This window comes from Corallococcus sp. AB045, from assembly GCF_003668895.1.
Taxonomy (GTDB): Bacteria; Myxococcota; Myxococcia; order Myxococcales; family Myxococcaceae; genus Corallococcus; species Corallococcus coralloides.
The window spans coordinates 1-13,750 of sequence record NZ_RAWN01000121.1 but is presented as its reverse complement, the minus strand read 5'-3'; the positions used below and the strand labels follow the sequence as shown (position 1 = coordinate 13,750).

The 13,750-nt window shown below is 69.9% G+C and carries 11 protein-coding genes; 6 read left to right on the top strand and 5 right to left on the bottom strand.

What is annotated here, in order from left to right; translation table 11 throughout:
• Nucleotides 1–12: 12 nt before the first annotated feature.
• Together D7Y21_RS25905 and D7Y21_RS25900 are read right to left on the bottom strand one after the other, a co-directional pair.
• A complete protein-coding gene (locus tag D7Y21_RS25905; RefSeq protein WP_121716342.1) occupies nucleotides 13–852 on the bottom strand; it encodes a hypothetical protein in 840 nt (279 codons plus the stop codon).
• A 168-nt stretch (nucleotides 853–1,020) separates the two neighbouring features.
• Nucleotides 1,021–1,464 (bottom strand): DUF2383 domain-containing protein, encoded by a 444-nt coding sequence (locus tag D7Y21_RS25900; protein ID WP_120563491.1) that lies wholly within the window; start codon nucleotides 1,462–1,464, stop codon nucleotides 1,021–1,023.
• Nucleotides 1,465–1,544: 80 nt separating this feature from the next.
• Between D7Y21_RS25900 and xdhC the strand changes: the two genes are divergently transcribed.
• The 6 genes from xdhC (at nucleotide 1,545) to D7Y21_RS25870 (ending at nucleotide 11,763) form a co-directional block, all read left to right on the top strand.
• Nucleotides 1,545–2,438: a xanthine dehydrogenase accessory protein XdhC gene (xdhC, locus tag D7Y21_RS25895; RefSeq protein WP_233612280.1), complete on the top strand. Its 894-nt coding sequence runs from the start codon at nucleotides 1,545–1,547 to the stop codon at nucleotides 2,436–2,438.
• On the top strand, nucleotides 2,435–6,268 hold the full coding sequence (gene xdhB, locus D7Y21_RS25890; protein WP_121716338.1) for a xanthine dehydrogenase molybdopterin binding subunit: 3,834 nt from the start codon (nucleotides 2,435–2,437) through the stop codon (nucleotides 6,266–6,268). The genes xdhC and xdhB overlap by 4 nt, the downstream gene beginning before the upstream one ends.
• Before the next feature lie 84 nt (nucleotides 6,269–6,352).
• On the top strand, nucleotides 6,353–7,210 hold the full coding sequence (locus D7Y21_RS25885; protein WP_120563494.1) for an MbnP family copper-binding protein: 858 nt from the start codon (nucleotides 6,353–6,355) through the stop codon (nucleotides 7,208–7,210).
• 17 nt (nucleotides 7,211–7,227) lie between these two features.
• Nucleotides 7,228–8,376: a methanobactin export MATE transporter MbnM gene (locus D7Y21_RS25880; protein WP_121716336.1), complete on the top strand. Its 1,149-nt coding sequence runs from the start codon at nucleotides 7,228–7,230 to the stop codon at nucleotides 8,374–8,376.
• A gap of 43 nt (nucleotides 8,377–8,419) precedes the next feature.
• Nucleotides 8,420–10,423: a hypothetical protein gene (locus tag D7Y21_RS25875; RefSeq protein WP_370039230.1), complete on the top strand. Its 2,004-nt coding sequence runs from the start codon at nucleotides 8,420–8,422 to the stop codon at nucleotides 10,421–10,423.
• 380 nt (nucleotides 10,424–10,803) lie between these two features.
• Nucleotides 10,804–11,763 carry a hypothetical protein gene (locus D7Y21_RS25870; RefSeq protein ID WP_370039228.1) on the top strand — a complete coding sequence of 320 codons (960 nt, stop codon included), beginning with the start codon at nucleotides 10,804–10,806 and terminating at the stop codon, nucleotides 11,761–11,763.
• On the opposite strand, the gene D7Y21_RS41555 is transcribed toward D7Y21_RS25870, so the two are convergent.
• The 3 genes from D7Y21_RS41555 to D7Y21_RS25860 form a co-directional block, all read right to left on the bottom strand.
• On the bottom strand, nucleotides 11,757–11,936 hold the full coding sequence (locus D7Y21_RS41555) for a hypothetical protein (protein WP_147443187.1): 180 nt from the start codon (nucleotides 11,934–11,936) through the stop codon (nucleotides 11,757–11,759). The two genes, D7Y21_RS25870 and D7Y21_RS41555, sit on opposite strands and share 7 nt — an antisense overlap.
• Nucleotides 11,937–11,944: 8 nt before the next feature.
• The gene (locus tag D7Y21_RS25865) at nucleotides 11,945–12,664 is read right to left on the bottom strand and encodes a YcnI family protein (protein WP_121716330.1); all 720 of its coding nucleotides are present in this window, start codon (nucleotides 12,662–12,664) and stop codon (nucleotides 11,945–11,947) included.
• Nucleotides 12,665–12,758: 94 nt separating this feature from the next.
• Nucleotides 12,759–13,310 (bottom strand): hypothetical protein, encoded by a 552-nt coding sequence (locus tag D7Y21_RS25860; protein ID WP_120563498.1) that lies wholly within the window; start codon nucleotides 13,308–13,310, stop codon nucleotides 12,759–12,761.
• Nucleotides 13,311–13,750: the final 440 nt, after the last annotated feature.

Below are 13,750 nucleotides of genomic sequence, written 5' to 3'. Positions count from 1 at the left end.
GAGGGCCGCGCCTCAGGGCTGGCCCGCGAAGGCGCCCACGTCGCGCAGCCAGCGGGCGATCTTCTGGGTGCGCTCCCACGCGGGCTCGGCGGCGACCAGGTGCTCCGCCAGCCACGCGCTGAAGGCCGGGTCGCCCGCGCGCAGCCACGCGGCGGACTCGGCCAGCTCATGGGCGGCGGCCTCCCACGCGCGGCGCACGGCGCTGGCCACGGCCATCAGCTCCGCGATGCAGCGGGTGAACACCTCCATGCCCACGGTGACTTCGTTGGCGCTGTCGCCGCAGGACAGGGCCAGCGCGCGCAGGTGGCCCAGGTCCTTGAGCAGTCCCTGCTCCAAGGCCGCGGCGGTGCCCAGCCGGGCCTGGGCGGCGCGCTGGAGCAGCTCCACGTCCTCGCAGAGCTGGCGCCAGGCCGCGTCGTCCCCGGCGGGGAAGCCGCCCCGGCGGCGCAGGCGCACACCCACGGCCTGCCACAGGTTGCAGAAGACAAGCACCTCCTCGACGCTGCGGCGCACGTGCGGCGGGATGTGGTCCAGGAAGTCCACCACGGAAGCGCGGGATTCACGGATGAACGCGTCACCCCGGGGGGTGGCCTCCACCACGCCGCGCGCGAGCTGGAGCACGCGCCAGGCCCACTGCAGGGCGCGCTCGGAGGTGGTGAAGAGCACCTCCAGGCCAGTGCCCAGGGCGCCCGCGGCGTAGCTGGTGTCGGCGGTCGTCGGGGAGGGAATGGAGGGAGTCCCCTCGACTTCGGCGCGCACGTCGGGCGGGCGGGAAGCCGGTGGCCCCGCGTCCTCGCTGTCGATGACGGTCCCGGGCCCGCGTGGCCCCGGCACCGTGTGCTCGCGCCCCATGTGATTCTTCGCCCTCGTTCGCCGGTGGAAGTCCCCTCCTTCCGACTATCGCACGCTCCCTGAAAGCCTCCAGGCCTGGATGCGGGGACGTGCGATGCACCACAAGGCGCCCATCCCCTCAACCCGGATGGGCACCTTGGGATGTCCGGCACCGCGCAACCCCTACGCTCAGTGCAGGGTCGGGTTCTTCTTCAGTGCACTGAGCCGCGCGTGCGTCTGCTTCTGCGAGGGCAGCAGCTGCTGACGGACGAAGGTGCGCGCCTCGCCGTGCAGCTTGTCCACGTCCCGGCTGTAGTCCTTCAGGCCGTGGTCCTCGCCCTCCTCCAGCGCGTCGATGGCGCGCTTCTCCCCCAGCAGGTCCGCGCCGGCCTGGACGACCTTGGCGAAGATGCCCCAGGGACCGGAGCCATCCGCGGGCTTTCCGCCCAGCTTCTCGATGCGCTCCTTGAGGGCCTCGACGCGCTTCTCGTGGTCGTGGAGGCAGGCCTCCACCTCCGTCTTCGCGACCTCGGTCTCGATGTGCTTCGAGGCGAGCCGGTAGGTCTCCACGGCGGAGATCTCACCCCGCAGGAAGGAGTTCAGCGTCTCGAGTTCAGCGGCGGCATTGGCCATGACGTCATCTCCTTGATTCGGATGGGTCGAAATCGTCTGGCGCAAAAGGTGGTGTGCCTTCCCGGCCCGGCAACGGGGGCTTGCTTCCCCGCTCCCACGGCAGGCGTCCGGAGAAGCGCCGCTGGGACGGCAGCCGTGGCAGACTCACCGGCGACATGTGGAACTGGGTTCACCAGCTCGCGGAGTGGGCACGAGAGGACACGCCGTTCGCCGTCGTGACGGTGACGGAGTGCAAGGGCAGCACGCCCGCGCCCCCTGGCGCGAAGCTGCTGGTGCGCGCGGACGGCACCTTCCACGGAACCATCGGCGGCGGCCACCTGGAGCAGCTCGTGCTTCAGGACGCCCGCGCGTGTCTGGCCCGGGGTGAGGCGCGCACGTTCCGCTATCCGCTGGGCGCGAAGCTGGGTCAGTGCTGTGGAGGAGTCGTGGACGTCTTCGTCGAGCCCGTCAACCACGGGCCCCAGCTGTACCTCTTCGGCGCCGGCCACGTGGGACAGGCGCTGTGCCGCATCCTGGAGGGCACCCCCTTTCGCGTGCACCTGGTGGACGAGCGCGCCGAGTGGATCCAGTCCCCGTTGGTGCCCGCGGGCGTGGTGCGTCACGAGGAGGCGTGGGACGACTTCGCGTCGCGCGCGGTCTGGGACGAGCAGCGCACCTACGTGGCGGTGATGACGCACCGGCACGACGTGGATCAGGACATCATCGCCTTCGCCATCCAGAAGCCGGCCCGCTACATCGGGCTCATCGGCAGTGACACGAAGTGGGCCCGCTTCCGGCAGAGGCTGGATGCGAAGGGGATGCCCGCCCGGCAGGTGGGCCGCGTCCAGTGCCCCATGGGGCTGCCCACCGGGGGAAAGTCACCGCAAGAGGTGGCCGTGAGCATCGCGGCCGGGCTGCTCCAGCTCCATCACGGGCTGGCCCAGGAAGCAGGCGCTCAGCCAGCGCCCGCGCCCCTGCTATCCTCGGGGGAATGAGCACCCCCTTCGAGTTCCGGCTCAACGGACAGACGGTCCAGGTTGACGACGCGTCGCCCAACACCACCCTGCTGGATTACCTGCGCGCGCGCGGCCTGACGGGCACGAAGCAGGGCTGCGCCGAGGGCGACTGCGGCGCCTGCACCGTGGCCATGGTGGACCGGGACGTGAGCGGCCAGAAGACGCTGCGCGCGTTCAACAGCTGCATCGCGCTGTTGCCCATGGTGGCCGGGCGCGAGCTCGTCACCGTGGAGGGCGTGGGCAGCCGCGCCGCGCCCCACCCCGTGCAGCAGGCCATGGTGAAGCACTACGGCTCGCAGTGCGGCTTCTGCACGCCGGGCTTCGTCGTCTCCATGGTGGAGGCGTACTGTCGCAAGGACGCGGGCTCTCCGGAGGCCATCGCGGATCAGCTCTGCGGCAACATCTGCCGCTGTACGGGCTACCGCCCCATCCGCGACGCGATGATGGACGCGCTCGCCACCCGCGACGCGAAGGGCGCCGGCCCCGGGCTTCCCGGCGTCTCGCTGGAGGGTGCGCCCTCCCCCACGCCGCCCCTGCGCTACGAGGCCCGCGACGGCCTGTTCCTGCGCCCCACCACGTGGGAGGACCTGCTCGCGCTGCGCGCCCTGCACCCGGAGGCGATGCTCGTGGCCGGCGCCACCGAGCTGGGCGTGGACATCACCAAGAAGTCCCGCCGCTACCCGTTCCTCATCTCGACGGAAGGCGTGGAGGCCCTGCGCGCCATGCGCCGCGAGGAGGACGGCTGGTACGTGGGCGGCGCCGCGTCGCTGGTGGACGTGGAGGACGCGCTGGGCCACGAGGTGCCGGAGCTGGCGAAGATGCTCAACGTCTTCGCCTCGCGGCAGATCCGCCACCGCGCCACGCTCACGGGCAACCTGGTGACGGCCTCGCCCATCGGGGACACGGCGCCGGTGCTGCTCGCGCTGGACGCCCGACTGGTGCTCGCGTCCGCGCGCGGCGAGCGGACGGTGGCGCTGTCTGACTTCTTCCTCGCCTACCGCAAGACGGCGCTCCAGCCGGACGAGGTGGTCCGCTTCGTCGTCATCCCCCACGCCCCGGCGAAGGACAGCGGGCTCACGCGCCACTCGGACAGCTTCAAGGTGTCCAAGCGCCGCGAGCTGGACATCAGCATCGTCGCTGCGGGCTTCTGCATCGAGACGGACGCGCTGGGCCTCGTGCGCACCGCGCGGCTGGGCTACGGCGGCGTCGCTGCCACGCCAGCGCGCGCGAAGCAGACGGAGGCCCAGCTCGTGGGACACCCGTGGAACGCGGAGGCCGTGGCCCGCGTGCGCGCCACGCTGGAGCGCGAGTTCACGCCGCTCACGGACCTGCGCGGCAGCGCGGAGTACCGGCGCGGGCTGGTGGTGTCGCTGCTGGAGAAGTTCGCGTCCGGCGTGCGCAGCCCCGCGCTGGACGGACGGCCCCGCTTCGCCCCGGGTGCTCCTTCCGCCACCGCGGACGCGGGCCGCGAGCTGCGCCATGAGAGCGCGCTGGGCCACGTGACGGGCAGCGCGCAATACGTGGACGACCTCGCACAGCGCCGGCCCATGCTGACGGTGTGGCCGGTGCTGTCGCCGCACGCGCACGCGCGCATCCTCCGCCGCGACGCCAGCGCCGCGCTGAAGGTGCCCGGCGTGGTGAAGGTGCTGCTCGCGGAGGACATCCCGGGCATGAACGACACGGGCCCCATCCGCCACGACGAACCGCTGCTCGCGAAGGACGAGGTGCTCTTCCACGCGCAGGTGGTGGCGCTCGTCGTCGGCGAGACGCCCGAGGCCTGCCGCGAGGGCGCCCGTCAGGTGGTGGTGGACTACGAGCCCCTGCCCGCGGTGCTCACGCTGGCCGAGGCACTGAAGCAGGAGAGCTTCCACACCGACCCGCACGTCATCCGCCGGGGCGACGTGGACAGCGCGCTCGCCTCCAGCCCGAACCGGCTGGCCGGTGAGCTGACGATGGGCGGCCAGGAGCACTTCTACCTGGAGACGCACGCGGCCTTCGCGGAGGTGGGCGAGGACGGCGACGTCACGGTGACGTCCTCCACGCAGCACCCGTCGGAGGTGCAGGCCATCATCTCGCACGTGCTGCACGTGCCGCGCAGCCGCGTGGTGGTGAAGGCGCCTCGCATGGGCGGCGGCTTCGGCGGCAAGGAGACGCAAGGCAACGCGCCCGCGGCGCTGGTGGCGCTGGCGGCGGTGCACACGGGCCGGCCGGTGAAGTGGATGCTGGACCGCGACGTGGACATGGTCGTCACGGGCAAGCGCCATCCGTTCCACGCGGCCTGGGAGGTGGGCTTCGACGCCACGGGCCGGCTGCTCGCGCTCAAGGCGGACCTCACGTCCAACGGCGGCTGGTCCCTGGACCTGTCCGAGTCCATCACCGACCGCGCCCTCTTCCACCTGGACAACGGCTACTACGTGCCGTCGGTGCGCTACACCGGCCGCGTGGCGAAGACGCACCTGGTCTCCAATACGGCATTCCGAGGCTTCGGCGGGCCGCAGGGCATGCTGGTGATGGAGGACATCCTCGCGCGCATCGCGAGCACCCTGGGCCTGGCCCCGGAGTCCGTGCGCCAGCGCAACCTCTACGACGGCGTGGGCGAGACCAACACCACGCACTACGGCCAGGAGCTGGAGGACAACCGGCTGCCGAAGCTGTGGAACGACCTGATGGAGTCTTCCGACTTCGCGAAGCGCCGCGCGGAGGTGGAGGCCTTCAACGCGTCCAGCCCCCGCATCAAGCGAGGACTGGCCATCACGCCGATGAAGTTCGGCATCTCCTTCACCGCCACCTTCCTCAACCAGGCGGGCGCGCTGGTGCACGTGTACCGCGACGGCTCCGTGCTGCTGTCGCACGGCGGCACGGAGATGGGCCAGGGGCTGCACACCAAGATTCAGGGCGTGGCCATGCGCGAACTGGGCCTGCCCGCGGAGCTGGTGCGCGTGGCGCACACGGCCACGGACAAGGTGCCCAACACGTCCGCGACGGCGGCCTCCAGTGGCTCGGACCTCAACGGCGCGGCGGTGCGCGAGGCCTGCATCCAGGTGCGCGAGCGGCTGGCCCCGGTGGCCGCGCGCATGCTGGTGCAGCGGCACGGGCAGGCGGTGTCGCCGGACGCGCTGGTGTTCGAGGACGGGCGCATCGCGGCGGCGGCGCGGCCGGACCAGGGGCTGCCCTTCGGGACCGTGGTGGAGGAGGCCTACCGCGACCGCGTGGGCCTGTCCGTCACGGGCTACTACCGCACGCCGGGCATCGGCTACGACCGGACCCTGGGCCGGGGCAAGCCGTTCCTCTACTTCTCCTACGGCGCGGCGGTGAGCGAGGTGGAGGTGGACGGCGACACGGGCATGAAGCGCGTGCTGCGCTCGGACCTGCTGGAGGACGTGGGTGATTCGCTCAACCCCGGCCTGGACCGGGGTCAGGTGGAAGGCGCCTTCGTGCAGGGCATGGGGTGGCTCACCGGCGAGGAGCTGAAGTGGGACGCGAACGGGCGGCTGCTCACGCACTCCGCCAGCACCTACGCGGTGCCCGCGTTCAGCGACGCGCCCATCGACCTGCGCGTGGCCTTGATGGAGCGGGCCGAGCAGAAGGGCACCATCCACGGCAGCAAGGCCGTGGGTGAGCCGCCGCTGATGCTGGCCCTGTCCGTGCGGGAGGCGCTGCGCGACGCGGTGGCCGCCTTCGGAGCGCCGGGCGGCGACGTGGACCTGCCCTCGCCCGCCACGCACGAGGCCCTCTTCCTGTCCATCCAGCGGCGCAAGGCGAGGGGTGCGGGGCTTCCGGTTCCGGACGAAACGCGCGAGGTGGCCTGAGGCGGGCGGCGGGTGCGGCAACATGCCACGGCATGGCCGCGCGGCCGGTGCGTTAGACGGGAGCACCTTCCAAGGATGATTCCCATGCGCTCCATGCTCCGCTCCCGCCTCCTCCTTCCGCTGGCCCTCGTGGGCGCGCTCGGCTGTGGAGAGGATGAACCCGAAGTCCTGACGGTGGACCTCCCCGTCGTCGCCCGCGTGGGCACGGAGGCGTTCGCGTGCGGCAAGACGTACACGAACGTCGGGACGACGGGGACGACGTACGAGCCCATGGACTTCCGCGTGTACGTGCACGACGTGCGGCTGGTGACACGTGAAGGCCAGGAGGTGCCCGTGACGCTGACCGAGGACGGCACGTGGCAGCACTCGGGCGTGGTGCTGCTGGACTTCGCGAACAAGGACGGGCTGTGCACGCAGGGAACGGAGGGCATGAACGCGTCCATCAAGGGCACGGCGCCCCAGGGTGACTACACGGGCCTGCGCTTCACGCTGGGCATCCCGGAGGACCTGAACCACGGCGACCCGACGACGCTGGGCAAGCCGATGGAGGACACGGGCCTGCACTGGAACTGGCAGAGCGGCTTCCTCTTCACGCGCATCGAGGGCCGCACGCAGGGCCTTCCCCAGCACGTCATGCACCTGGGCAGCACGGCCTGCGCGCCGCCGCCCGAGGGCCAGACGCAGGGCACCGCCGGGTGCGCGAACAACAACCGTCCGGAGTTCCAGTTGGACGGCTTCGACGTGACGAAGAACAAGGTGGTGATGGACCTGGGCACGCTCTTCGCGGGCTCCAACCTGGACGTGAACACGCCGAGCACGGCCGCGGGCTGCATGTCGTCCCCCACCGACGCGGACTGCGGGCCTTTCTTCGAGCGCCTGGGGCTGGCCTTCGGCGGCCAGGCGGCGAACCCGACCGCGCAGACCTTCATCCGGGCCGAGTAGCAGGAAGGACGTCCGACGTGGCACGACGACAAGGACAGGCGTGGAAAGCCCTGGCGACGGTGGCGTTGCTGGCCGCGGGCTGCGCGGATCCCTCGGGGCCCACCGAGGAGCCCGCGCCCTACGACTGGAAGCTGCCTGCGGGCTTCCCCAAGCCGCGCGTGCCGGCGGACAACCCCATGTCGGAGGCGAAGGTCCAACTGGGCCGGCGCCTCTTCTACGACAAGCGCCTGTCGTTGAACGGCACGCAGTCCTGCGGCTCCTGCCACGAACAGGCCCGGGCCTTCACGGACGGGCGCGTGCACGCGGTGGGCAGCACGGGACAGGCGCACCGCCGCAACGGGCAGGGGCTGGCGAACGTGGCGTACGCGACCAGCCTCACCTGGGCCAACTCCGCGCTCACCACGCTGGAGGCCCAGGCGCTGGTGCCGCTGTTCGGGCGGGAGCCGGTGGAGCTGGGCTTCGCGGATCAACAGGATGTGCTGCTGGAGCGGCTGCGCGCGGATCCGGACCTGACGGCCCGTTTCGCGGAGGCATTCCCGAACGAGTCCACGCCGGTGTCGCTGGCCACGCTCACGCGGGCGCTGTCCGCGTTCGAGCGGTCGATCATCTCCGGCACGTCGGCGTATGACCGCTATCTGTACGGCAAGCAGGTGGACGCGCTGAGTCCCGCGGCGAAGCGGGGCTTGCAGCTGTTCCTGTCCGAGCGCCTGGAGTGCGACCACTGCCACTCCGGCTTCAACTTCCAGGACGCGACCGTGCACGAGGCGACGGCGGAGCCGGTGCTGCCGTACCACAACACGGGGCTCTACAACGAGGATGGCCAGGGCGCGTATCCCGCCGGGGACACAGGCCTCTTCGAAATCACGTTCCGTCCAGAGGACATGGGGCGCTTCAAAGCGCCGTCGCTGCGCAACGTGGCCGTCACCGGACCGTACATGCACGACGGCAGCGTGGAGACGCTCTCCGACGTGTTGGACCACTACGCGGCGGGAGGCCGGACCAGGGCGGCGAATGGCGGACAGCCGAGCCCCCTGCAGAGCGCCTTCGTGCGAGGCTTCGAGCTGACGCCCGAGGAGAAAGCGAACGTCATCGCGTTCCTGGAGTCGCTCACGGACACGGCGTTCCTGACCGACCCGCGCTTCGCGGATCCCGCCACCGTGCCGTGAGCCGGTATCGTCATCGGCTGTGATTCAGCCATGGCGATTCCTCATGCGACGGTGGGCGGTGCTGGCCTGCATGGCCCTGCTCATCGCGGGCTGTGCTTCGTCACCGCCCCATGGAGGCACCTGGGGCTACGGCACGCCAGCGGCACGGTCCTCATGGCGGCCATGGGCTGGAGGGTCCCGGAAGGCCGCGGCTGAGTCCCCGGAGGACAAGGGATGGGCATGTGGCGGCCGCCCCCTGCCGCGAGGCTGGCCCGACCTGGAGCGCGGTGAGCAGCGCCTCGCGCCCTTCCTGGCCTGTGCCTCGCCCGCGGCCTTCGTGGCCATGCAGCGAGGGGTGGACATGCCCCGGCTGGTGGAGTCCCTCGATGACTGGGACGCCGTCCGGCTGGGGGCGTTGGGTCCGTTGGATGCGAAGGCCTCCGGCGTTCTCCAGCACAAGCGTGCGGCCTTCCTGGTCACCGCGGTCGAGAAGTACGGCCTGCCACGCGCGGAAGTGTTCGCCCTCTTCATCCTGCACACCAGCTTTGATGATGAACTGCGCGAGCTGGTCCAGCACCTGGCCCGCGACAAGCAGCTCGGCGAGACCCTGGGCGGCATGCCCGCCGTGCGCGAGGAGTTGCTGCGCCGGGGCTTGAAGGTCACGGCGCATCCGGAGCGGGAAGAGCAAGCCGGTGACGTCCTGCGGGGCCTGGGCCGTGCGGGGCGTGACGCGCTGTCCAGCACCGACGTGAGCGCGGGGGCCCGCTACGTGGAGTTCTCCGCGAAGCGTGCGCAATTGCCGCCGCCGTACCAGGAAGCGCTCGACGCGGTGGAGCGGGCCCTGATGGCGGGGCACTTCTCACCGGGCAACGTGGTGCGAGGCGGCTTCGATCACCTGACGTTCGGCGTCCCAATGGGCTTCTTCCACCTGCTCGCGGGAACGGCGCAGGGAGCGTCGTCCCTGGCGAAGGGCCGGTACGAACAGGCCACGCGAGAGCTGGCGCCCGCCGCGCTCATGGTGGCGCTGTACGCGGGAGGCAAAGGCGCACGGGCCTTGAGAGGAGAACGGCCCGCCTTCGACGTGGAAGCGCTCAAGGCGGCGGTGGAGAGGCTGGAAGAGCAGCTCGGAGTGAACGCCACGCGGGAGCTGCTGCGTCAGCTTCGAGCGAGCCGGGAAGGCGCCCTCCTCGCCGCCGAGTGGGGAGAAACCGGAGCGCTGGCGCTGTACGAGGCCCGAGGAAACCCGGCGAAGGCCCAGGCCCTGCTGGCGGAGGCAAGCCGCGAACGCCCGGGTACCGCACAGAAGAGTACCGGCAGTGGCATGCAGTCGAAGGACTTCGCGGGGGTACCACCAGAGGTCCTGGAAGCCCGGCTCGCGCAGGTGGAGTGGGAGTCCACGGGTCCCCGCCTGTCCCGCGATGTGTCCTTCCTGAAGGAACATCCACCCGAGCGGGATGCACCGCCGGGAGCTGAAGGGCACCCGCTCTGGACGGAGTACGTGAGTTATCGCGAGGCCCGGCTCGCGGAACTGGAACAGGGCATACCCGCGAAGGGGCCCCTGCGCTGGGAGGGATACCTGGACCTGCGCGGACAGTTCATCCGCGGGCTGCTGTTCGAACGAGACATGGTCGCCCGGCTCCGGGCAGACGCGGCCCTGCCCCGGGCACAGCGTCAGTGGCTCCGAGACTTCGATCAGCCGCGAATCGAAACGCACGTGGGCATGACGAAATCGGACCTGCGCTTCGCTGACGTGCTGGTCATCGAAACGAAGCCACCGTCCGGGCAACCGCCACGCATGGAAACCATCAGCTTCAAGAGCCGCGACCTGCGTCTGCTCAACGAGGAAGCATTGAAGGCCCAGATGGGAGCGGACGCGCGTGCGGCTCTTCGGTATTACGGCGAGACCGTGAACGTCCGAAGACCTGGCCTGGAAGGACTGGCACGTATCCGCAGAGTGCGCCTTATCTATGAGGGTGGTGCCCTCAAGCCTCAAGGCTCGGACAGCCTGAAGGGAGTCCTGGCGCAAGTCCGGGACGCGGTCGAAGGTGTGGAGGTCCAGATTCAATGACCGTGCAAGGCAGACCCAGACTCATGGCGGACGATTACCTGCGCCTCTCATTTGATGGAGCCTGCAATACGCCCGGCGTCCTCGAGAGAGAATTAGCGCCATTCCTGGAAGCACTCGAATCAGGTGCTGGGGAGTGGATGCCAGACATCGTCAAAGGGGTGCGGCGCCGCAAATACACACGAGAAGCCGTCGCCAAGGGGCTAGCCGAATCGCGCCAGGAAAGAACGACATCCGTGGGGCTCTACCGCACAACGGGGCCCGACCTGGACACGTCACTCCACCTTCGATTTCCGCCACTACGACCCAGCCTGCGATTTTCGCTCACGGTCAATCCGCTCGACCTCTTCGCGCGGGAATCGAGCTGTAAGGAACTCGTGGAGATGGTCCGGGCTTGGGCCATCCACTATCCCACCACCCACGCTTCAGCCCACAGCGTGGCGGACAGGGAACTGGCGGACTTCCCCAATTTCGGCCGTGACGACGAGACGACCTACCGGAACGGCTTCGACAAAATCTACGAAGTCTGCTGGCTCAACGTCTTCGGCGCGAAGCTCGTGGAGACCGTCGGCCGCGAGCGCATGCGCACCACGCCCGCCCACCGCGTCGAAGAGCTCCCCGACGGCTCCGTCCTCCTCGTCACCTGGCCCACCGCCGCGGACTTCGCCAGCGAGGCCGCCCGCGTCGCCCAGGCCCGCGCATGGGTCCATCTCCGGCCGGACCTCGACTTCGACACGGTGATGGCCACCCTCCGCGAACGGAGTGCGACCCTCGCCCCCGTCGAACCCCGCTTCGCTCCGGACATCGCCGCGCTGCTCTCACGTCTCCCCGAATACGCATCCCTGGCCCAACGCCAGCGGCGCATCGCGGAGCTCAACGCCTACGTCCCACCAGAGCCGGACGAGTGGCTCCCGCTGAACGCAGCCCTGCCTTCAGACGTGGCCGACCCGAAAGCAGCCCTCGATCAGTACGCGTACTTCGCGGAACGCCTCGTGGCGCTGCTCCACACGCCGGTGCCCTCCGTCTTCAAGGGGTCCCCCGAATCCCTGACGGACATCGACGTCCACTTCTGGAAGGAGACCTTCCCGGACATCTTCGAGCGGCACAACATCGATGCCATCGCGGTCCCCGCTGTCGGGGCCTACCTGGGCGAAGTGCTGGTCAAACACCTGGGCGGACAATGGCTTCCACGCAAGCAATGGATGGAAGCCCAGGTCCGAGTCGGTGACCGCGTGTGGCTCCCCTTCGCCCGAGCCCACCGCTACATGCGGTCCACCCAGGCGCTGCTGGACCACTCCCTCACCCAGCTCTACCGCGTCGCGGAACGCCACGCCCGCTACTGAACCGGCGGCTTGAGGTCGTCCGGCAACCGCTCCAGCGGCGGACGCTCCAACGCTCCCGGCCGCTCCACACCGGAGGCCGTGCCCGCATCACTCTGCCCCGTGGGCGACGGCGAGGGCTTGTCCGAACAGCCAGCAAGAACACCGATACACAACACGAAGAGCCAGTGGCGCATGGTCGCTCCTAGTACTTCACCCAGATGACCGTGCCCGGATGGATCTGCGTGAGCGCGGTGACACCGGGCTCCCTCTCGATGAGCGCTTGCGTGACGGGGTTGAAGCTGTACGCCTGCGTCCCGGACCACACGATGAGCGCGTCCTTGAACACGGTCAGGTCGTGCACGTGCTCCGCCACCGTGTACTGGTTCCAGCCCGGCAACCGCGATGGCAGCAGGTAGAGCGACGGCGCCGGGTTCTCCGAAGCCCCCGTGCCCGCATCCCCGTCGTGGCTGTGTTCGCCGCCCGCCGTGCTCGTCCACTCCACCACCGTCAGCGCGCCGCCTTGCGTGCTACACGTCTGCGTCGTGGGGAAGAACAGCGGGGTGAACGGCTTCGAGGGCAGCTTCATGCGCAGCCCCAGGTGGAAGAAGTGCGTGTCCGCCGCCTTCACGCTGCCCGGAGGCCGGGTCCACGTCACCGCCGTCACGTTGCCGGAGGCGTCCTTCTCCACCTCGGCCGTGCCGAACACGGAGTCCAACGGGCGCACGTTCGTCACGCCCTCCGGAATCTGGACCCGCATCTTGTACGTGTCCGCGCCGTCACAGCCGTGGCTCACCGTGATGTCCGCTTCGAAGGTCGCCCCGGCATACGGAGGCGTGGCCCCCGCCACCGCGGCGTGCGCGAAGGCGGACGAGGACAGCAGCGAACCCGCGACGACACACAGCGGCCCCAGGGCAGACTTCATCGGGTGACTCCGGGAAGAAAGGAGCATCCCGGATAGCAGCCCCCCGGGGTGTGAACGCTGCGGTCATTTGTCGCAGCGTCCGCACCGGACATCCTCACGGCAGCGCGATGCGCCCCGGAGCGTTCTGGGTGCCCTGCTCGGTGTGGCAGCTGTTGCAGTCCCCGTTGCTCTGCGGCGTGGCCATCCTCCGCGACGTGCCATCCGGCCCCACCAGCCGCGCCCGGTACGGCATCGGGAAGGGCGGCTGGAGCGTCGTGGACATGAAGTTGCCCGCGGAGTTCGGCACCAGCGTGAGCCGCACCTGATCCTCCAGGTCCAAAATCTCCACCCTCACGTTCGACGGCTCCACCAGCCGGGCATCACACCCGTCCGCCTCGTGGAGCGCCGGGAACACCGTGCCCATGAAGAAGTACGCCACGGAGGGCGCCTGCCGCAGGTGGCAGTTCCGGCAGGCGTAGCCAGGCGCCATGGTGGCCCCGGTGCCGCTCGCCTCGGTCCAAAGGCTTCCGCTCGCGCACGTCGTCGGCTCGGGCCCCGGCTCCACGCCCGCACCCGCGTCCAGATCCAGCACCACCGCCATTCCCGGCTCCGCGGAACACCCCAGCGCTCCGCACAAGAACAGCGCCTTCCACGTCCACCGCGTCACGTCGCGACTCCATCCCGGCATGGCGCTCATGCTCCCGAGCGGCGTCTACCACGCACGCCATGTGTCCCCCCGTGCGGCAAGAACGCGCAGGGACGTGTCGGACCCACCCCGTATCCTCCTCAAACACTCAACAGACGAATCCAAGGAATCCTATTTTCACTGACAATTCAAAGACACAGACAGGTCCGGGGCAATTCCGCCGTGGCAAGACGCTCGCGGGGAGGCGGACCCATACACTCCGCGTGTTCCCGTCGCATGATCCGATGTGTCACGTTTACACGGACACCCCGCGCACTATCCCGTGAACAAGGGAGGTCCCCGGGTTTCCGACCTTGGGGGTCATTTGAATGTCCCTCCGTTCGCGCGATGAAGTGGCTCACGGCCCAGACGCCCTCCGAATTCCGTTCTCATGAAACTCGCACCCCACCCCGCCCCTGATT